Below are 19,498 nucleotides of genomic sequence, written 5' to 3'. Positions count from 1 at the left end.
TGGATAGCTTTTCAAGTAGTGACTTGTTTTAGTTGGGTAGCAAGGTTTAAGAGCTCTTTTGCATGCTCTTTGGTAAGATCTGTAATTTCTACACCAGAGATCATTCGGGCAATCTCTTTTACCTTTTCATCATTTGATAATTTTTTTACGATTGTTTTAGTTCGTTCATTTAACGTTTCTTTTTGTATAAACAGGTGGTGATCTGCCATTGCTGCTACCTGAGGTAAATGAGAAATACATAGAACCTGTGAATCAACGGAAACGCGGTGAATTTTTTCTGCAATAGCTTGTGCCACTCTTCCACTAACCCCCGTATCAACCTCATCAAAAATGATAGATGTCACACCTTGATGTTTAGAGAAAATAGACTTCAAAGCAAGCATAATTCTTGACATTTCCCCGCCAGACGCAATTTTAGTTAATGGCTTTAATGGTTCACCAGGATTAGGAGAAATATAAAATTCCACTTGATCATAACCATTTTGATTAAACTTCATCTTCTTCCCATGGATGTCGGGGTCGCTCTCACTTCCTACCCGATGCGAGAATTCGATCTTAAAGTCAGCCTTCTCCATGTAAAGTTCTTTGAGTTCTCTTAGAATGGCTGTCTCAAGCTGTAGTGCCCACTTTTTCCTGATTTCAGACATGTTTTGAGCCTCTATTAAAAGATCCTCTGATACATGTTGAATACTCTTTCTTACTTTATGAATGTGTGTATCACGGTTTGTAATCTCGTCAATTTCGTCTTCAATCTTAGCTGCATAATAAAGAATCTCCTCGACTGATTGACCATATTTCCGTTTTAGCTGGTTAATCTCACTCAAACGGCTTTCTATTCCATTAAGTCGATTCGGATCATGCTCTAAACCATCCAGCTGATCTCTTAGTGTATATGACACATCTTCCAGCTGGTAAAAGCTATTCTTGATGGTTTCAAATAGCTTTTTATATTCCTCATCAATTGAAGATATGGACTCAAGGTGACTCATGGCAAGACCAATCCAATCTAATCCTCTTTGATCGCCGTGAAGAGCATGATAGGCTGTGTTCATCGATTGATAGATCTTTTGAAAATTTGAAATCTTCAGCTTTTCATCATTTAAACGTTCATCCTCACCTGGCTCAAGCTCTGATGAAGAGATCTCTTTAAATTGAAACTGTAATAAATCCAAGCGATGAGCTAGTTGTTGTTCATTTTCCGTTAAATTTTTAAGTTGAGCCATATGACTTTGGTACTTTTTAAATAGGGTTTGGTATTCCTCCAAAGCAGGAGCTAAGCTCTCTTCACAATATTGGTCAAGCATGTTGATATGATGTTCGTGATCCATTAGCTCTTGATGTTCATGTTGGCCATGTATATCCAATATTGTTTGTCCTATTTCACGAAGTATGCCTAATGTTACAAGCTTTCCATTCAAACGGCAAACACTTTTCCCGCTTTTTAAAATGTCTCGTCGTAATACAATAGTTCCTTCGGTTACTTCAATCCCGAGGTCTTTCATTTTAATAAAGCATGAATGTTGTTCATGATCTAAAAGGAACAATCCTTCGATCTCGGCTTTTTCCATTCCGAATCGTACAAATTCTGCTGAACCTCTTCCACCAACTAATAAGCTAATTGCATCAATAATAATGGATTTACCTGCACCAGTTTCACCTGATAATACAGTTAATCCTTTTTGAAATGTTATTGTGAGCTCTTCAATAATGGCAAAGTTGCGGATTGATAATTCGGCAAGCAAAAAATATCCACCCCTAGTACAATTTATTCTTTCTATAACGTATCTATGATTTCTATAACATATCTAAAAACCTCTTTGTAATTAGATCAGTCTGTTCTGGAGTTTTACAAATAATCAGACATGTATCGTCACCACAAATAGTACCTAAAATTTCATCCCAGTCCAAATTGTCAATTAAGGCACCTATTGCATTTGCATTTCCTGGTAATGTTTTCATCACGAGCATATGACCAGCTGAATCAATTTTAACGAATGCATCCATTAATGAACGCTTTAACTTCTGTAATGGATTAAATCGCTGGTCTGCAGGAAGACTATATTTATAACGTCCATTCATTAAAGGTACTTTAACCAAGTGAAGTTCCTTAATATCTCGTGAAACAGTAGCTTGAGTTACATTAAAACCTGCATTTTTCAGTAAGTCAACAAGGTCATCCTGTGTTTCAATTTCATTTGATGTAATCATTTCACGAATTTTGATATGTCGTTGTCCTTTGTTCACAGTCGACACTTCCCCCCAAAAAAAACGAACTCTCTCTATGCCTTATGTTATATGATGAGGGTGTGCTTGTACAATCATTTCTATGATAGTTATTTGAAAAAGTATATCTATCGAAAAATCCCGCCATTTTCTTTGGCGGGATTTTACTTATTACATAAATATTTTAGCTACTATTCTTCAATTACCTTTTTCTTCTTTAACTCCGTGTGTGCAGCTTGGACTATTTCTTCGAGTGAACGGATACTGTTATTCGCTCCGACTTCGAAACCCGACCAAAACAAATGAATAAGGAATTCAATATTGCCATCTCCGCCTGTAATCGGTGAAAAAGTTAAGTGTTTAACCGTAAAACCTTGCTTTAAGCTGAACTCTACAATATTTTCTAAAACAGTTAGATGGACGGCAGGATCACGAATAATACCCTTTTTGCCAACTTGATCCCTCCCTGCTTCAAATTGTGGTTTTACTAAAGCAATAATATCACTGGAAGGAACCAATATGGTTTTAAGTACAGGTAATATAATTCGCAACGAGATAAAAGAAACATCGATGGTTGCAAATTCAGGCAAACCTTCCCCAAAGTCTTCTGGCTTTGAGTGGCGGAAATTGGTTCGCTCCATCACTACCACTCGTTCGTCTTGACGTAATTTCCACGCAAGTTGGTTGTAACCGACATCAACTGCATAGGAAAGTCTTGCACCATTTTGAAGAGCACAGTCGGTAAATCCACCTGTTGAAGAGCCTATATCAATCATAATTTTCTGATCAACTGTGACGTCAAAATCCTTAAGTGCTTTTTCAAGCTTTAAGCCACCTCTACTGACAAATGGCATCTGCTTACCTTTTATGATAAGTGGAATTTCCGAGTCTACTTTCTCCCCAGGCTTGTCCAATCTCATTTCATTTGTATAAACTAATCCCGCCATAATGGCTCTTTTAGCTTTTTCTCTAGTCTCAATGAGTCCACGCTCAACTAGTAAAACGTCAATCCGTTCTTTTTTACTCATGGTTACGCCCTTTTTTGTTTAATATTATTGTGTATAGATTGAATTTTCGAGACAGCTGCATCTTCAGTTAATCCAATTTCATCTAGTAATTCATCAACATTTCCATGTTCAATAAATTGATCAGGAATTCCCATTCGGTCAATTCTTGCATGGTGATAGCCATGGTCATGTGCAAATTCTAATACAGCACTTCCGAAGCCTCCCTGTAAAACAGCTTCCTCAATTGTTAAAATTGGCATTTCTAAGTCTAACAGTTCACGTAGCATTTTATTATCTAATGGCTTAATAAACCTAGCATTGACTACTTTGACAGTAATTCCTTCAGATGAAAGTCGATTTGCTGCATTTAGGGCCATAGGAATGGTTGTGCCAAAGGTTAAGATGGCAAAGTCGGTTCCTTCCTGTAAAACTTCCCAAGTACCAATTGGAATGGACTTCAATTCCGAGTCCATTAGTACACCTGATCCATTACCTCTTGGATAGCGTAGGGCTATAGGTCCACCGTCATATTGAATGGCTGTATTCACCATATGTTGACCTTCGTTTTCATCCTTTGGCATCATGATGACAAGGTTTGGGATATGACGCATGAAAGCAATATCAAATACACCTTGGTGTGTTTCACCATCTGCTCCTACTAAACCTGATCTGTCTATTCCAAAGAAAACATTTAGGTTCTGTCTACAGACATCATGGACAACTTGATCGTAACCACGTTGTAGGAATGTTGAGTATATGGCTAAATATGGTTTCATCCCCTGTGTAGCTAGACCCGCAGCCATTGTGACGGCATGTTGCTCCGCAATACCTACATCAAAAAGACGGTCAGGAAATTCTTCACCAAATCCTTCAAGCTTTGAACCTACTGTCATTGCTGGGGTAATTGCCACAATCCTTGAGTCCGTGCGAGCCATCTTGCGAACCGTTTCACTTATTACCTTACTCCAAGCAGGCGGGGAGCTTTCCGGCTTAATGAAATCACCAGAATCAATTTTATATGGGCCAGGTCCATGCCATGTACCAATTCGATCTGATTCTGCTGGGTTATAGCCTTTCCCTTTCTTTGTAATCACATGAACGATTACAGGTCCTTTTGTCTTTTTTGCATATTGGAGGTTCTCGATTAAATCATCGTAATTATGACCATCCACTGGGCCAAGGTAGGTAAACCCAAGCTCCTCAAAGAAAACACCTGATACTAACAGGTATTTCAAGCTATCCTTTATGCGTTCTGCAGCATCGGCTAATTTCCCTCCAACGGCAGGAATTTTTCTTAGAATATATTCTAGCTCGTCTTTCACCCAATTATATTTCCCAGCTGTACGAAGCTTTCCTAAAATATTATGAAGTGCACCTACATTTGGGGCAATTGACATTTCATTATCATTCAAAATCACAATCATATCTTTCTGTTCATGTCCAATATGATTTAATGCTTCAAGTGCCATTCCGCCAGTAATTGCGCCATCACCAATAATGGGAATAATATATTCATTCGTCTTTTTCAAGTCTCTTGCAATAACCATACCCATCGCGGCAGACAAGGAAGTAGAGCTATGACCTGTTTCCCAAACATCGTGTTCACTCTCGTTACGCTTAGGGAATCCAGATAAGCCTTTATATTTCTTTAATGTTTCGAATTGTGAAGTGCGACCCGTTAAGATTTTATGGACATATGATTGATGGCCAACATCCCATAAGAACTTATCATATGGGCTGTTAAACACTTTATGTAGAGCAACGGTTAGCTCAACAACTCCTAGGTTAGGACCAATGTGCCCACCTGTTCTAGAGGTAACACTAATTAAAAAATGACGTATTTCGGCACTTAATTGCTCTAATTCATTTATGGATAATTTCTTTAAAAATGCTGGGTCTTTTATCGTTGTGAGATCCAAAAGAATCACTCACTTTCGTTTCAATTTTTGCTATTCTCTAGAGAATCTACCTATTATATAGTTTAATCCTTCACCTATCTTATCAAAAAAAAACATGCTATGGGTGTATTTATTGGAAAAAATACTATTTATTTCTAGCAGCAATTAAATCACAAACCTGCTCTAAATAATGATGATTGATATTTGCTTCATAAAGAGACTGCTTGGCAAGTGTTATATGCTCCTGTAATTCTTTCTTTGCTCCGTCCATTGTAAGAACAGATGGATACGTGCTTTTTTGGTTGTTTTGATCGGATCCAATGGGTTTGCCTATATCCTCCACTGTTCCTTCGACATCTAAAATGTCATCTCTAATTTGAAAGGCTAATCCTATATGATAGGAAAATCCTTTTAAGTGCTCAATTTGTTTCTCAGATGCATTTGAGAGTATGGCACCTGCAATAATAGAATATTGAAGGAGTTTACCCGTTTTTCTTTCATGAATATATTGCAACTCGGTTAGAGAGAGTGATTTTTCCTCCCCCTCCATATCTGCAACTTGGCCACCGACCATTCCTTCAGGTCCAGCAGAGGCAGCAAGCTGTTGTATAAGATTAATTTTCATTTCATTGCTGATTTCCGGATGATTGATTTCAGCTAAAAGTTGAAAACTAAAAGTTAGTAATGCATCACCTGCTAATATAGCGAGAGCTTCTCCAAATACCTTATGATTCGTTGGTTTCCCTCTTCTAAGGTCATCATTATCCATACTTGGTAGATCATCATGAATAAGTGAGTATGTATGAAGCATTTCAAGCGCAGCTGCTACTTGTAATCCTATTTTTGGATCTTTATTAAATCCATGCAAAGTTGAGAATAAAAGAAGTGGACGGAGTCTTTTCCCCCCAGCTTGTAAGGAGTAATCCATGGATTTCACTAAATTCAATGGCGCGGATAAGGTTTTTATTAATTCCGTGAGCGACTCTTCAATCTGTTGTTTACTTGTTTTGGAGAATGTTTGAAAATTAATACCCGCCACTTATCACTCATCCTCCCCCATCTGGAAGGGCTGCAACTCACCGTTTTCTGCCAACAGCTGATCCATCTTACCTTCTATCGTTTTCAATTTATCATGACAAAGCTTTGATAGGGTCATACCATCCTGAAAATAGGCGATCGCTTTTTCTAGAGGTACATCCCCTTCTTCTAGCTTGTCAACAATTTCTTCAAGCTTCTCCATTGCCTCTTCAAAAGTTACTACTTGCTCTTCACTCATTCTGAATTTCCTCCTCTACCCCTTTTATCTCACAATTTAGTAATCCATCCTTAAGTCTTACCTTAATGGTACTTCCTTGGCTCACTTGTTTTGTTGACTTAACAATTGACTGCTTATCACTTGTATATACAATGCTATACCCTCGATCCATGATTCGTAAAGGGCTTAATGCTTCAAGGTTTGAAATAATGTTTGAAAATTTTTGATTATTTTTTTCGAGTAGTAATGACATTGCTTTCGTCATCTGTTTATTTAACCTCACGTACCGATCATGTTGCACGGCAACTTGGGAAGCAGGGTGGAATTTCCCGAGTGTAGTACTTAGTTTGTCTAATTCATAATTCTTCTTTTCTATTATGTGTCTTGCTCCTTTTTGAAGAGCATCTAGTAATCGATCAAGCTGTTGTTCTTTTTGGGAATACAGCTGTTTTGGATAGCGAAACGCATAAGATTTTTGCAAATGACTTAGACGGTTCTTTTCTGTCACTACGTTCTCTTTTATCGCACGTATAAGTCTAGTACGCCTTTGCTTGACTCTTTCGAGTAATTCCTCAATATGAGGTACGGCTAATTCTGCTGCTCCTGTTGGAGTTGGTGCCCTTAAATCGGCTACAAAGTCAGCGATAGTGAAGTCTGTCTCATGTCCTACTGCCGAAATAATTGGGATGGTCGATTCAAAGATAGCCCGAGCCACCACTTCTTCATTAAATGCCCACAGTTCTTCAATGGATCCACCCCCTCTACCGACAATTAACACATCTAAATCCCCTATTTGATTGGCCATTTTTATCGATTTTACAATGGAAGGTGCAGCCTGTTCCCCTTGCACGAGTGAGGGAATAATAAGTATTTGTCCAATTGGATATCTTCTCTTGATGGTTATGATTATATCTCGAACAGCCGCCCCTGTTGGAGAGGTGATTACTCCAATACGTTGAGGGAATTTAGGGATCGGTTTTTTATGAATAGGTAAAAATAACCCTTCAGCTTCTAAACGTCTTTTCAGCTCTTCATAGGCTAAAAATAAACTTCCGATACCGTCTGGCTGCATTTCGGTAACATATAATTGGTAGTTCCCATTCGGTTCATAAACTGAAATTTCACCGCTTACTAGGACATTCATTCCGTTTTCAGGCTGAAATTTCATTGCACGGTTATTCATAGAAAACATAACCGCCTGAATGCGTGAGTTCTCATCCTTAATTGTGAAGTACATATGACCTCTACTATGCTGCTTAAAGTTTGAAATTTCCCCTTTTACTAATACTTTTTGCATATGAGGATCCACATCAAATTTCTTTTTTATGTATTTAGTTAACGCGGTAACGGTTAGATACCTTATATTTGACATGTTCCTCCCCCTATAAGAAAAGCGCAAGCGAATTGTTCAGCACAGGCTTAGCAAATGTTCTTAAAGAGAAAAAAAGGGTACTTCCCCCCTTTTTTTCAAAAAAACTATTTGATTCCGAAATGCTTTTTTAACCTCTACTCCAATGCTAGTTGATCTTTTACTTTGGAAAGGACGCTGTTAATGAATTTACTAGAATCGTCATCTCCGTATATTTTAGCAAGCTCAATTGCCTCGTTAATGCTCACATTAGTTGGGATAGTTCTTTCATGTACCATTTCATAAACAGCTACGCGCAGTATAGCACGATCGATTTTTCCAATGCGGTCGATTGTCCAATTTTCTAAGTTATTTTTGATAATCTGATCAACTTCTTCTTTATGTTCAATTGCCCCATAGACTAATTGTTCCAAAAATTGATCTGTCTTTTCTGCATCTTCATTCAGCACATGGATAATCGCATCCTGTGGGTTTTGTTCGTTTATATCTAATTGAAAAAGGGCTTGAAGCGCTTTTTCTCTTGCTTCTCTACGATTCATGTTCATTACTCCTTTAAAATTAACCTTAAGAAATCATATCATAAGTTTGGCTTTATCGCACAATTTCCTTACTTTTAACAGTTGACGTCCAGATATTCCTCTCAAATTATACAACATTGTTTGCAAAATAAAAAAACCAAAAGGAGTACCTTTGGTTTTTGGAGGGTGCAGAATAAGTCCAGTTTTAAAAAAGTATGTGGTAAATCTACCTGTTGAATTCCACTCCAGGCTGCACCATTCCCAGTGGCGGGCGGTGAGCCTCCTCGGCTTGCGCCTTGCGGGGTCTCACCTATCCCGCTAATCCCGCAGGAGTCTCGCATATCCGTTCCAATCAACATTTACTCCCTAAAATAGTCTATTCGAGGAAGGGCTGCCTCGGCACGAAGATCAAAACCCCTAATAATTAACTATTGCAAAAACAAATATCACTTAAAATTCTTGTTCGATTTCGACTTCGTGTTTTTGGTTGTCGAATTGAACACCTACGACGTGTATGTTTACTTCATCAATTTCAAGAGCAGTCATTGTCAGTAAGGTTTGACGAATATTATCTTGAATGTTTTGTGCAACCTTTGGAATAGACACACCAAAGATCATTACGACATAAACATCCACAATAATACCATCATTGGTTAGCTCTACTTTAACGCCTTTACCATGATTTTTTTTACCAAGCTTCTCAACGACGCCTGAGGCAAAATTGCCTCTCATTGACGCAACACCTTCTACTTCAGAAGAAGCGATGCTTGCAATAACTTCAATGACTTCAGGAGCAATCTCAACTTTTCCAAGGCTTGTATGACCTTGATTCATTTCTAACACTTTGTTATCTCCCATGATGACACCTCCTATATTTAGTTTACTACTTCATAACCTCGTACAATTCAAGAAATTTCGTATTGAAGTCACCTTCAATAAATTTTTCATGATCCATAAGCTGCAAATGGAACGGAATGGTCGTGTGGATTCCTTCAATTACAAATTCACCTAATGCACGCTTCATTCGAGCAATGGCTTCTGCTCTCGTTGCACCATAGGTGATGAGTTTAGCAATCATAGAATCGTAATAAGGTGGTATTGTATATCCTGGATAAGCAGCTGAATCGACTCGAACCCCAAACCCTCCAGGTGCTAAATACATTTCTATTTTACCTGGTGACGGCATGAAATTTTTCAAGGGGTTTTCTGCATTGATACGGCATTCAATCGCCCACCCAGTAAAGGTTACTTCCTCTTGTGTAACAGAAAGCTTCTCACCTGATGCTACTTTGATCATTTCCTTTATTAAATCGATGCCAGTTACCATCTCAGTTACAGGGTGTTCTACTTGGATCCGTGTATTCATCTCCATAAAATAGAAGGATTGCTTATGATGGTCATAAATAAATTCAATCGTTCCCGCACCAGAATAGTTCACTGCTTGGGCAGCCTTAACAGCCGCTTCCCCCATTTGAGATCTAATTTCAGCGTTTAAAGCAGGCGAAGGAGTTTCTTCAACAAGCTTTTGGAGACGACGTTGAATTGTACAGTCCCGTTCACCTAAATGTATCACATTTCCATGAAGATCCGCTAACACTTGGATTTCGACATGTCTAAAATCTTCAATGTACTTCTCCATATATACACCAGGATTACCAAACGCCTTTGCTGCTTCCTGTTGTGTAATGCTAATACCACTTACCAGCTCTTGCTCGTTCTTAGCGACACGGATTCCTTTCCCACCACCTCCAGCAGTTGCCTTGATGATAACAGGATATCCCATCTCCCGCGCAAGCTCTATTGCTTCTTGATCATCCTTAATAATTCCACGAGATCCAGGTACAATTGGCACCCCAGCTTCTCGCATCGTCTCACGAGCGATATCTTTTGTGCCCATTTTGGTAATAGCTTCTGGACTAGGTCCTACAAAAATAATGTTACATGCTCTGCATATTTCTGCAAAATCGGCATTTTCAGCTAAAAAACCATAGCCAGGATGAATGGCATCACACCCTGTTAAGGTTGCTACACTAATAATATTGGTCATATTCAAATAGCTTTCTTTCGATGAAGTAGGCCCAATACAATAAGCCTCGTCTGCTAATTGGACATGGAGAGCTTCACGGTCTGCCTCCGAGAAAACAGCCACGGTCTCAATATCGAGTTCACGACAAGCTCGGATAATTCGTACAGCAATTTCCCCTCTATTTGCGATTAGTAGTTTCTTTATCATCTTAATCGCTCCTTATAGTGGCTTTACTAGAAATAATGGTTGTCCATATTCTACTAATTGACCGTCTTCAACCAAGATTTCCACTATTTCTCCAGATACTTCAGCTTCGATCTCATTGAAAAGCTTCATCGCTTCAACAATGCAAACCACCCCATCTAGCTTCACTTTGTCTCCCACTTTTACATATGGACCTGATTCAGGATTTGGAGAAGCATAAAAAGTACCTACCATCGGTGAAACAATTTTATGTAAATTTGCATCCTCAATCTTTGCTTGTGCCACTTCTGCTACTGGCGTTGTTTTAGGAGCATTTGTTTGTGCGAGTGCTTCAAACACTGGTGTTGCTGGCGCATGCTTCTCGATCACTGTAGGCTGATTCACCACTGTCGTAAAGCCATTGTGTTTTTTAAGTTTAATCTTTGAACCATCATTTTCAAAACTAAATTCATCGATTGACGATTGATCAATCAGCTTTATTAATTCACGTATTTCTTGAATTTTCAACAAAACAATCTCTCCTTTACGTAGTTAAGCAACTTTTATCTGTAAAGTTTTCTACATACATTTTGGCAAACTTGTAAGGTGAGGAATTATACCCTACTCCTAAAAGTTTGTACTTACTAAGTATTCTATAGGAAAATGATAGTAAATTGCTACCGAAAAGTCCATTTTTTTTGTAAGCGCTATAAAAAAGAAAATTCGGTCTTTTCAAAAAAAATGCGAGGAAAAGAAGGTATTTTGACGAATAAGCAAGAATTTTATTTTATTGAGATATTTTTTAAAAGAGAAATGGGGGAATTATTTTGGAAGCTCAGTCTGTGAAACACCTATTTGAAGAGGATTTACATAGAAAAAATGGGTTGATTGTCAAAGCGACCTTAGTGTCTGTTATCTTAGCAGCTCTTGTCGATATTGTACTTGGTAAAGACTTGATCATCATTTTAGCCATTCTTATTGGAGGTGGGGTAAGCGTACTTGTTGTTGGGGTCTTTCATTATACAAAGAAGTTAACGAACGTCATTCCTTATATAGCTCTTCTTTTAGTAGCCGGTGTGATGTTTGGAATTATGGTAACTAGTGTCTCACCTACTTCCTACTTTTTAGTTTATTATGTTGTGGCGGTTTCAGCCCTTTACATGAATCGTAATATTCTCCTCATGGGGACTGGCTTAGGTTTCATGATATTAACTATATACACCTATTTATTTGCTGAAACTTTACCTCTAGAAACAAAGAATTATGGAACGATTTTTCTATTATATGCACTAGTGTCGATTCTATTATTCTTTCAGCTACGGTTAGCAAAAATATTATCTCAAAATATTGTTATGGCTCAAACAAAAGCTGTATCAATGGTTGCTGAAAACGAGAAGAGAAAGCAGGTACTTGAAGAAAACACGTCAATTCTATCAAATAATTTTCACCATGTTAAGCTTCAAAGCGAAGAAAATAAAGAAGCATCCTTCAATATGTCAGCTACTTTTCATGAAATGGCTTCCACTATGAATTCTCAGACGCATTCTATACAAGATATCCATCAGGCTCTCGATCAAACAAATGATATGGTAGAGCAATTAGTGCAGGCAGTTGAATATTTAAAGGTTCATTCTACTGAAACAAGTAAAAATTCCGATGACGGTGAAGTCAGAGTTTCCCAACTACTTGAACGAATGATTTCCTTTCAAGAACGAATGCTCACAGTTGGGGCAAAAATGAATGAGCTTTCTTCAAAGATAAACGAAACAACAAGCTTTACGAATACAATCCAAGATATAGCTACTCAAACAAATTTACTTGCATTAAATGCCTCAATTGAAGCAGCACGTGCGGGAGATGCAGGTAAAGGGTTTGCCGTTGTGGCGGAGGAAGTTAGAAATCTAGCTGTGCTTGCAAGTCGATCTGCCAGACAAATATCTACTAATCTTGCTGAGGTGACTCTACAAACTAAAGTAACGAGAGAAGAAATTGAGGATACATCGATTCAGATGAAAGGAAATGTTGAGGAAGTCCAAGTAACCCATGCTGCCTTCCGTCAAATCCATCAATCCGTATCAGCAATGAATGAAAGTATTCAAACTTTCAACCAACTTTCAGGTACCATTCATGCATCTTCAAAAACAATAGGTGGCTCGGTCAATGACTTTGCATCAGTTTTACAAGAAGTAAGTGCTACACTTCATGAATCTTCAGCTAGTGTAGAGCATCAATCATCGAAACATAGTGCTTTAGTAGAATCCATTCACTCAACAGATCAAGCGATTAAACAACTTCTTGATTTATATAATACCGACATCCATTAAAAAGATTAAAAGAAGCGGGCATAAGCCCGCTTCTACTCTACTATTTAGAGAATTCAACAGCTACTTGTTTTTGTCCTAATTCTGTTCTTACTTTTTGAATAATTTTGTTGGCTTCCGCTGGAGAAAGTTTTTCTGCTTTGACAGTGACAGTTACTTTTTCTCCATCAGCTCGAACTAAAACATCTTCGTAATTAGAAGATAGTGCTTTAATGAATGTTTCTAGTACTTTCTCTTTTGAAGATACTTCTCGAAGCTCTTTTATTGTTGTAAAAGCATCACTCTTTTGTTCAGCAGAGACACCAGTAGAGTTCATCATAGTCGTTAAACTCTCTACTTGCTCACTTCGACTTGCATCCATTTCAAGGCGAATAGCAGCAAATAATTCATCACTTGAAATGCTAGAGATTACAGCTCCACCTTCTGCATCTTCAGTTGAATCTTCGAGGACAACTTCACCCTCAGTTGAAGTTGAATCAGTACCTTCTTCTTGCGTTTCAGTTCCTGTAGATTCAGTTCCATCCTCTGCGCTTGTACCTTCTGCTTTTTCTTCAGTAGTTGTTTCTTTGTCTTCAACAAAAGCCAAATCGTCACCCTTATTTTCTGGTGGAGAAGTCACATAATACACCGATAATACCACAACTAAACTTAACATTGTTAACAACCATACTGTCTGCTTTTTCAATAACATTTATTATTCCCCCTTAGGTTTTTTCTTTGGTAATACTGAGACACGGTGACTTGGAACATCTAGCACTCTAGTGACTGCCTCTATTATAGAAGCTTTTACATGAATGTTTTCGGCTCCTGATGCAACGATAAACACCCCTCTGACTTCAGCCTTCTTTGTTTTGATGATAACAGGTGTCTCTGTATCACCATTACGAGTAATAACCAGCTGTTCATCCTTAGATGTGTCCTCTACTTTCCTTTGCCCCCCTTTAGGATCTGTTTCTTCAGTGATCTGGGTTTGAGTCGTACTATTTTTTTCATATACCTTGGACTCTGTTGCATCCAAGTTGACCATTATTTCAACTTCATCTACACCAATAGCCGCTTGGAGAATCTCTTTTAATTGATTTTCGTAGTAATTCTCAGCCGCTTGGAGTTGGTCAGACATTGCGCCTTCTTTTTGACTGAATGCAGGCTCGTCTTCATTCTTTTCTTGGTCTTTGAATACGGCTAGATCTTGTTGGTCAGATGAAGATGATTTCATAAATGTGTTACTCACTAACATAAAAACAACACCTACTATTAATATAAAAATAGCGTAATGGAATTTTGTTAGCTTTTTTTCTGATCCTTGGTTTTCACTAGATGGTTTAATCAATGACTGAAGCCAATGAAAGAAATCATTCTTTTTTTTCTCCATCTAATTCGCTCTCCCCCCTTCCAATGCAACAATGATTTGATCAGTGTTTAGTTCCCATTCCTTAGCTAAGTAAGATACGATTTCCTTATCATCAAAGCTGGTGGACTTCTTTTCAGATGGTTTTTTCGTATCAATATTTACCTCAGCCACAACTGGAATGGCCCCGTCTTCTTCTTCAGTTTGCTCGGACAGCTGCACGATAACGGAGAAGTGCTCGGATGAATCAGCTGAAACTTCGATGTTTTCATCAACCTCAATGGACAAGTTTGAAACCTTCTTGTTAAAACGTTTCATCACCTCGTCCTCTACCTCTTCTTTCATTTTGTTAGACGTTTCTTCTAGAATATATGCACGTGTTGAGGCTTGTATTTCTTTTTTCTTAAATTCTATTAAATTTTCTATGTTTTTTTCTTCCGTTGTCTTGTTAGGTATTGCTGCAGCAAGGATTTCTTCAAAATCGTAATGAAACATTTTTAAAATTGGAGTCAAAATGATGACGATCAGCAAGAGTCCAGTGACCATTTTGGCATAACGCTGAAGGCTCGAATTTGGTAGCAGCATATCGACTATGGTGGCTAGTAAGATAAACATGATGATATTTGTGATCCATCCTGTTAAAAATTCCATGGTACCCGCCCTTTCACCTCATCATTAAGGTTATATTTCCAGCAGCAATGATAATGGTTAAGCTTAAAAAAAACATTAAGGATACAAGTGCTAGAGCCGCAAAAATATATATGACGCTTTTTCCAATAATATCTAGACACTTAATGACTGGACCACCACCTAGCGGCTGTAAAATGGCTGCTGCAAACTTAAATATAAAGGCTAAAGACAAAACTTTTATAGCCGGGAAGGCCACAATAAGAAGCAGCATGACGACTCCAACGATCCCAACAGTGTTTTTTAATAGCGCGGATGCACCTATCACTGTGTCTGTGGCATCCGTGAACATTCGACCAACAACTGGTATGAAGTTACCTGTAACAAACTTTGCCGTACGAATGGCAATTCCGTCCGCAACTGCAGTTGAAGCTCCCTGAACCGAAATGACTCCTAAAAAAATAGTTAGGAATATTCCTAGTAAAGCAATGCTTGTCTTACGTAATAATTCTGCTAATTGGGTGACTTTATAATGATCAGAGAGGGTGCTCACAATACTAAGTAGAGCCGCGAGAAATAGCATGGGTAAAACAACATATTGGATGAGTAAACCACTTGTGTTCATTAGAAAGATAATGATAGGATGGAAAAATGCTGCTGAAAGTACACCGCCTGATACGGCAATTAACGCTAAGAGTAAAGGTACTAAAGCAATGATAAAGCTAATCATCGTTTGGATGGCTTCTTCTGTGTAGGTGATTGCGACACGAAAACTATTTAAGGCGATAATTATTAAAACCATGTAAATTAAAGCATAGGCTACTTTACTAACTGTACTTTCCTCAAATGCATTTTGAAGTGATTGAAGGATTGTACAAAATATCGTTAGCATGATAAGTGTTCCAAGCAACTTTCCATTTGCAATTAGCTCATGAAACAAAAATTTTAAGAGTCCGTTTAGCCATTGATCAATGGAAAACTTTTTATCACCTTTTACAAAATCCATAAAGCTACCTTTCTGACTTTCTGGTAAGTAGCCTCCATAATCTTCTACAATAGCATCCCAAAACTCTTTTATTTCTTCGATTCCTAAACGGTCTAGCTGTTCATCAATCACCTTGTCTTGAATGGAGGCAGAAGCTTGTACACTAAAAGGAGACAATAGAAGTATGATAAAAGTAAACAGTACAACTAAGATACGTAGATTCATCCATTCACCTCTTTATCAGCTATGATGGTATTAGACCTAGAATCGTTTCTATGATGACGGTTAATATAGGAATGGCCATTGCCATAATAAGGATTTTCCCACCAAGCTCGATCTTAGAAGCAATGGCACCTTGCCCAGCATCTCTTGTGATTTGAGCACCAAACTCGGCTATATAGGCAATCCCAATTATTTTTAATATCGTTTCAACATACATGAGGTTTACATTTGCATTCACTGCAATACGCTCTAGCATATTAATAATCTCTTGAATTTGCCCTATTAAAAATAGAAAGATGCTACATCCAACAAACACGATGAGCATAAAAGCAAACGTTGGTTTTTGTTCTTTTACAATTAAGGCTAAAAACGTTGCAACTAATCCAATACCGACGATTTGTAGGATTTGAATAGGTGTCCCCTCCTATCCTTGAAAGAGGAAAACAGTCTTAATTTTTGTAAATAAATCCTCCATAATGGTAACTACTCTGAAAATGATATAGACAAAACCAACTAATGTAACCCAGTGTGCATAATCTTCCTTACCCATCTGCTTTAGAACGGTATGAAGAAAAGCAACGACTATTCCTACTCCAGCAATTTGGAAGATCGTGCCAACATCAACAACATCCATTTTGATTCATACTCCCCTCATCCCATTACATAAGCAAAATGATTACTAACAGCCCTAATAAGAATCCTAGGCTTTTGATCATCTTTTCATATTTTACTTGCTTCTCTCTAGCATCGTGTTCTTCTCGGTCTAAATGAGTTAATGTTAACAATATATGTTTTTGCTGGGATGCCCGGTCATGTTGGCCAAGCGTCTCACCGAACTGCTGTAAAACTTCTATCTCACCTTGTTTAAAGGCGGTGAATCTCTTTACATCCTGCAAGCTTTCATGCCAAGCATCTCTTGCGTTTTGTTCTCCAGCTTTAAGTCGTTTTGCGAAATCTTCAAAAAACCAGGATAACGGTTTCTTAATTTGCTTGGAGATATTCATACATGCATCAAACAGCGGGAGATGGCCATACATAATTTCGGCTTCTAGTGATTGTAAAGCGACCTTAAGCTGTCTCAGTTGTCTCGGTCTCTCACTTAAATGCTTAGCTGCTTCAAAACCTGTCCATGTTGTCGCAAGTATGATAAATAAGGCCCCAAACAGTTTAATCATGTTAATACCCCCTTTTCCAAACTGATTTCACAGCCAGTAGAGTCGACAATTTTGTGACAAGTTCCTGGACCATCAGCCTTAGAAAGAATGACAAACCGTGAGAATATATGTAAATCAAGCAGTGGCTTTAAACTGGGTCTCTTCAAAAGGTCTGGCCAATCATTGCCATGGGCAGTCACAATTAGTTTAACTCCTGCGTTCACAGCCTCCATAATAGCCTCACTATCTGCCTTACTGCCTATTTCATCTACGACGATGACATCTGGACTCATGGATCTGATCAGCATCATCATCCCTTCTGCCTTTGGACAGCTGTCTAATATATCAGCACGCCAACCAAGATCATGCTGTGGGACTCCCTTTACACATCCAGCAATTTCAGAACGTTCATCCACAATCCCAACCTTATAAGAAGGAATGTTTTGCTCTTGTATCCCAACACTTACTAATCTAGCAAGGTCCCGTAGTAAGGTAGTTTTACCAGATTGTGGAGGCCCAATCAGGATGGTGTTTTCCCATTCGCCTGCTTCGTTTGTCAAAAGAGGTAAATAAGGCTTTGCAATACCGATACATTGTCTAGCAACTCGTATATTAAAAAAAGTAACATCACGAATAGCTTTGACTTCACCTTTTTCGGTGATTACCTTTCCAGCTAGTCCAACACGATGACCGCCCTGAATGGTAATATACCCTCTTTTTAACTCTTCCTCTAGCGTGTAAATCGAGTATTGGCTAATTCGGTTTAATAGTTGTGTGGTATCATCGGCCGTTACAATGTACATAGTTGAATGAAGAAACGGAAAGTCAGGCTTTCCCCTAATAATAATCTCAAGTGGACGATGAAGCCTAAGCCTGATCTCCTCTATTTTCTCTAACATCTGAGGAGGGTACCTTTCAACAATACCTCGAACATTGGCTGACAAAAGTTCTAATATCTCTTCCAAGTAACTCCCTCCCTAGTAATTGATCTATTTTCAATGTATGCAAGCTTGGACTTATTATGACCGATCAGTCGTGCGATACAATGATCTGAATCAATCTTTTTTATGCTGTTTTCGTATACTTTGTTTCTTTTTAACAGAAGTAGGATAAATAGTTTGTTCGTTGATTCCGTTGCAGGCACTTGCTTTTTCGCGGGGAGGGATGCGAGCCTCTATGTCTTGCAGGAGTCAAGTGCCTTCCACTCCAATCAACTCTAGGTTTTAAAACTGTCAAAAGTAACAATCTTTACGAAATGAGCCTTATTTATAAACTCCTATCAAAATAAAAGCGACACCAAGTCCAATAAAGATCAGCTTAGAAAGAGATAACTCATCGGTCATGCTTAAAAGGCCAATCGTCATCGTTGCGATAAAAATGAGTGGACCAATCAATGCCAACATAGCGTTAACAGCGACAGCTTTTCTTACATCATTTAGCATAAGCATCGCAATGGCTGCTATTAATTCAATAGAAGCTGATAGAAATCTAAGTCCTGCCATTGATAAGACAGTTGTATCAATCGTTGAAATCCACTTTTTCATGGTACATTCCCCTTACATTTGGATCTTGTCCTTACTGTACAACCTATGCATGGAGGAACTAATTTTAGAATATCGATTTTGTGAAGACGCTATTTTAGATTTTCTTTGTGGTGTTGATAATGTAACTTTTCAGAATAGGGATTATGACTTCAGTTATTCAAAGTGACATAAGATCCCTGCTGAAGATCAAAACACAAAAAAGGCACCAACATTTGTTTTGGTCAGTGCCTTATCGCATTAGGTTTAGAACTTTTGTTTTCCTATTGAGATTGCATTGATTCAGCCATCCTAATTAAATCTTCCTTTATTAGTTCAGAATCAGATTGTGATTGGACACCATCTTTTTTAAATAAAAAATAATTCACCGTATATTCAATTTTTCCATCTATCCAACTTAGCATGGATACATTTTCATTTTGTTGATAGTATGCTTCTAGGCTACGATCCAATTGAATAACTTCTTGATAACTACTAGTCTCTATAGTTGAGTTTACAATATTCTTAAAATTTGAAATTTCAATATTAATAAAGCTACCTGGTTCTTCGGAGGAATAGTTTATTTCTAGAAATACATTTTTTCTAGTACCATCCCAATCTTTAATAGTTACCTCAGGATCTCCAATTAATTCAAATGGTAAGTAGTCTGGTGTATTAAATTGATATGGCGTTACTTGTCGAACCAGTTCGATTGAAGCTGGTTCAAATACTTTACTGCCACCTTCAAGCCCAGCATCTAATTCTAATTGGGAAGTATCAAGTTGATTTGAACCCTGAGAGTATTTATCCTTATTTACTAAGAATCCTTCATTAAAAATAAA

At 38.0% G+C, this 19,498-nt stretch carries 22 protein-coding genes; 1 reads left to right on the top strand and 21 read right to left on the bottom strand.

From position 1 onward, the window contains the following. Positions 1-11: 11 nt before the first annotated feature. From recN to accB, 11 genes are all read right to left on the bottom strand, one after another. Positions 12-1,742 carry a DNA repair protein RecN gene (gene recN / locus ACOI1C_RS03965; protein WP_422508226.1) on the bottom strand — a complete coding sequence of 577 codons (1,731 nt, stop codon included), beginning with the start codon at positions 1,740-1,742 and terminating at the stop codon, positions 12-14. A gap of 52 nt (positions 1,743-1,794) precedes the next feature. Then, complete coding sequence (ahrC, locus tag ACOI1C_RS03960; RefSeq protein WP_422508224.1) at positions 1,795-2,244, bottom strand: transcriptional regulator AhrC/ArgR; 450 nt, start codon at positions 2,242-2,244, stop codon at positions 1,795-1,797. Positions 2,245-2,414: 170 nt separating this feature from the next. Continuing rightward, positions 2,415-3,251 (bottom strand): TlyA family RNA methyltransferase, encoded by an 837-nt coding sequence (locus ACOI1C_RS03955; RefSeq protein ID WP_422508222.1) that lies wholly within the window; start codon positions 3,249-3,251, stop codon positions 2,415-2,417. A 2-nt stretch (positions 3,252-3,253) separates the two neighbouring features. Next, positions 3,254-5,149 (bottom strand): 1-deoxy-D-xylulose-5-phosphate synthase, encoded by a 1,896-nt coding sequence (gene dxs, locus ACOI1C_RS03950; protein ID WP_422508220.1) that lies wholly within the window; start codon positions 5,147-5,149, stop codon positions 3,254-3,256. Between the two features lie 124 nt (positions 5,150-5,273). Next, positions 5,274-6,167: a polyprenyl synthetase family protein gene (locus ACOI1C_RS03945; protein ID WP_422508218.1), complete on the bottom strand. Its 894-nt coding sequence runs from the start codon at positions 6,165-6,167 to the stop codon at positions 5,274-5,276. Between the two features lie 3 nt (positions 6,168-6,170). Then, positions 6,171-6,404, bottom strand: coding sequence for an exodeoxyribonuclease VII small subunit (locus ACOI1C_RS03940; protein WP_422508216.1), 234 nt, complete (start codon positions 6,402-6,404; stop codon positions 6,171-6,173). Continuing rightward, positions 6,397-7,755, bottom strand: a complete 1,359-nt coding sequence (gene xseA / locus ACOI1C_RS03935) for an exodeoxyribonuclease VII large subunit (RefSeq protein WP_422508214.1) — start codon at positions 7,753-7,755, stop codon at positions 6,397-6,399. The genes ACOI1C_RS03940 and xseA overlap by 8 nt, the downstream gene beginning before the upstream one ends. Before the next feature lie 134 nt (positions 7,756-7,889). Next, entirely contained in the window at positions 7,890-8,291 is a 402-nt protein-coding gene (gene nusB / locus ACOI1C_RS03930) for a transcription antitermination factor NusB (protein ID WP_422508212.1), read from the bottom strand. 429 nt (positions 8,292-8,720) lie between these two features. Further along, positions 8,721-9,128: an Asp23/Gls24 family envelope stress response protein gene (locus ACOI1C_RS03925; protein WP_422508210.1), complete on the bottom strand. Its 408-nt coding sequence runs from the start codon at positions 9,126-9,128 to the stop codon at positions 8,721-8,723. 25 nt (positions 9,129-9,153) lie between these two features. After that, positions 9,154-10,503 (bottom strand): acetyl-CoA carboxylase biotin carboxylase subunit, encoded by a 1,350-nt coding sequence (gene accC / locus ACOI1C_RS03920; RefSeq protein ID WP_422508208.1) that lies wholly within the window; start codon positions 10,501-10,503, stop codon positions 9,154-9,156. Between the two features lie 12 nt (positions 10,504-10,515). Further along, positions 10,516-11,010, bottom strand: a complete 495-nt coding sequence (gene accB, locus ACOI1C_RS03915) for an acetyl-CoA carboxylase biotin carboxyl carrier protein (RefSeq protein ID WP_422508206.1) — start codon at positions 11,008-11,010, stop codon at positions 10,516-10,518. A gap of 548 nt (positions 11,011-11,558) precedes the next feature. On the opposite strand from accB, the gene ACOI1C_RS03910 reads away from it, so the two are divergent. After that, positions 11,559-12,803, top strand: a complete 1,245-nt coding sequence (locus tag ACOI1C_RS03910; RefSeq protein WP_422508755.1) for a methyl-accepting chemotaxis protein — start codon at positions 11,559-11,561, stop codon at positions 12,801-12,803. A gap of 40 nt (positions 12,804-12,843) precedes the next feature. On the opposite strand, the gene ACOI1C_RS03905 is transcribed toward ACOI1C_RS03910, so the two are convergent. From ACOI1C_RS03905 to ACOI1C_RS03860, 10 genes are all read right to left on the bottom strand, one after another. Further along, a complete protein-coding gene (locus ACOI1C_RS03905) occupies positions 12,844-13,491 on the bottom strand; it encodes a SpoIIIAH-like family protein (RefSeq protein ID WP_422508204.1) in 648 nt (215 codons plus the stop codon). Between the two features lie 3 nt (positions 13,492-13,494). Next, positions 13,495-14,172, bottom strand: a complete 678-nt coding sequence (spoIIIAG, locus tag ACOI1C_RS03900; RefSeq protein WP_422508202.1) for a stage III sporulation protein AG — start codon at positions 14,170-14,172, stop codon at positions 13,495-13,497. Continuing rightward, entirely contained in the window at positions 14,173-14,799 is a 627-nt protein-coding gene (gene spoIIIAF / locus ACOI1C_RS03895; protein ID WP_422508200.1) for a stage III sporulation protein AF, read from the bottom strand. A gap of 13 nt (positions 14,800-14,812) precedes the next feature. After that, a complete protein-coding gene (spoIIIAE, locus tag ACOI1C_RS03890; RefSeq protein WP_422508198.1) occupies positions 14,813-15,985 on the bottom strand; it encodes a stage III sporulation protein AE in 1,173 nt (390 codons plus the stop codon). 19 nt (positions 15,986-16,004) lie between these two features. Next, the gene (spoIIIAD, locus tag ACOI1C_RS03885; RefSeq protein WP_422508753.1) at positions 16,005-16,394 is read right to left on the bottom strand and encodes a stage III sporulation protein AD; all 390 of its coding nucleotides are present in this window, start codon (positions 16,392-16,394) and stop codon (positions 16,005-16,007) included. A gap of 12 nt (positions 16,395-16,406) precedes the next feature. Beyond that, positions 16,407-16,616 carry a stage III sporulation protein AC gene (spoIIIAC, locus tag ACOI1C_RS03880; protein ID WP_422508196.1) on the bottom strand — a complete coding sequence of 70 codons (210 nt, stop codon included), beginning with the start codon at positions 16,614-16,616 and terminating at the stop codon, positions 16,407-16,409. 25 nt (positions 16,617-16,641) lie between these two features. Continuing rightward, positions 16,642-17,157 (bottom strand): stage III sporulation protein SpoIIIAB, encoded by a 516-nt coding sequence (spoIIIAB, locus tag ACOI1C_RS03875; RefSeq protein WP_422508194.1) that lies wholly within the window; start codon positions 17,155-17,157, stop codon positions 16,642-16,644. After that, positions 17,154-18,101, bottom strand: a complete 948-nt coding sequence (gene spoIIIAA, locus ACOI1C_RS03870) for a stage III sporulation protein AA (protein WP_422508192.1) — start codon at positions 18,099-18,101, stop codon at positions 17,154-17,156. Before spoIIIAA ends, spoIIIAB begins: the two co-directional genes overlap by 4 nt. Before the next feature lie 297 nt (positions 18,102-18,398). After that, positions 18,399-18,680 carry a YqhV family protein gene (locus tag ACOI1C_RS03865; protein WP_422508190.1) on the bottom strand — a complete coding sequence of 94 codons (282 nt, stop codon included), beginning with the start codon at positions 18,678-18,680 and terminating at the stop codon, positions 18,399-18,401. Between the two features lie 260 nt (positions 18,681-18,940). Beyond that, on the bottom strand, positions 18,941-19,498 hold a 558-nt coding region (locus ACOI1C_RS03860), incomplete at its 5' end, for a hypothetical protein (protein ID WP_422508188.1).

Origin of the sequence: Bacillus sp. DJP31, assembly GCF_049310945.1 — a bacterium.
Taxonomy (GTDB): Bacteria; Bacillota; Bacilli; order Bacillales; family SA4; genus Bacillus_BS.
Note: the sequence above shows the minus strand (reverse complement) of the source record. Positions and strands in the feature narration are given on the sequence as shown.

Excerpts from the sequence above, each read along its gene's own strand:
- xseA (WP_422508214.1), bottom strand. The coding sequence starts at position 7,755 with ATGTCAAATATAAGGTATCTAACCGTTACCGCGTTAACTAAATACATA.
- ACOI1C_RS03910 (WP_422508755.1), top strand. The coding sequence starts at position 11,559 with ATGTTTGGAATTATGGTAACTAGTGTCTCACCTACTTCCTACTTTTTA.
- spoIIIAE (WP_422508198.1), bottom strand. The coding sequence starts at position 15,985 with ATGAATCTACGTATCTTAGTTGTACTGTTTACTTTTATCATACTTCTA.
- ACOI1C_RS03905 (WP_422508204.1), bottom strand. The coding sequence starts at position 13,491 with ATGTTATTGAAAAAGCAGACAGTATGGTTGTTAACAATGTTAAGTTTA.
- ACOI1C_RS03925 (WP_422508210.1), bottom strand. The coding sequence starts at position 9,128 with ATGGGAGATAACAAAGTGTTAGAAATGAATCAAGGTCATACAAGCCTT.
- ACOI1C_RS03955 (WP_422508222.1), bottom strand. The coding sequence starts at position 3,251 with ATGAGTAAAAAAGAACGGATTGACGTTTTACTAGTTGAGCGTGGACTC.
- ACOI1C_RS03865 (WP_422508190.1), bottom strand. The coding sequence starts at position 18,680 with ATGAAAAAGTGGATTTCAACGATTGATACAACTGTCTTATCAATGGCA.
- spoIIIAB (WP_422508194.1), bottom strand. The coding sequence starts at position 17,157 with ATGATTAAACTGTTTGGGGCCTTATTTATCATACTTGCGACAACATGG.
- ACOI1C_RS03940 (WP_422508216.1), bottom strand. The coding sequence starts at position 6,404 with ATGAGTGAAGAGCAAGTAGTAACTTTTGAAGAGGCAATGGAGAAGCTT.
- spoIIIAC (WP_422508196.1), bottom strand. The coding sequence starts at position 16,616 with ATGGATGTTGTTGATGTTGGCACGATCTTCCAAATTGCTGGAGTAGGA.
- spoIIIAG (WP_422508202.1), bottom strand. The coding sequence starts at position 14,172 with ATGGAGAAAAAAAAGAATGATTTCTTTCATTGGCTTCAGTCATTGATT.
- nusB (WP_422508212.1), bottom strand. The coding sequence starts at position 8,291 with ATGAATCGTAGAGAAGCAAGAGAAAAAGCGCTTCAAGCCCTTTTTCAA.
- spoIIIAF (WP_422508200.1), bottom strand. The coding sequence starts at position 14,799 with ATGGAATTTTTAACAGGATGGATCACAAATATCATCATGTTTATCTTA.
- accC (WP_422508208.1), bottom strand. The coding sequence starts at position 10,503 with ATGATAAAGAAACTACTAATCGCAAATAGAGGGGAAATTGCTGTACGA.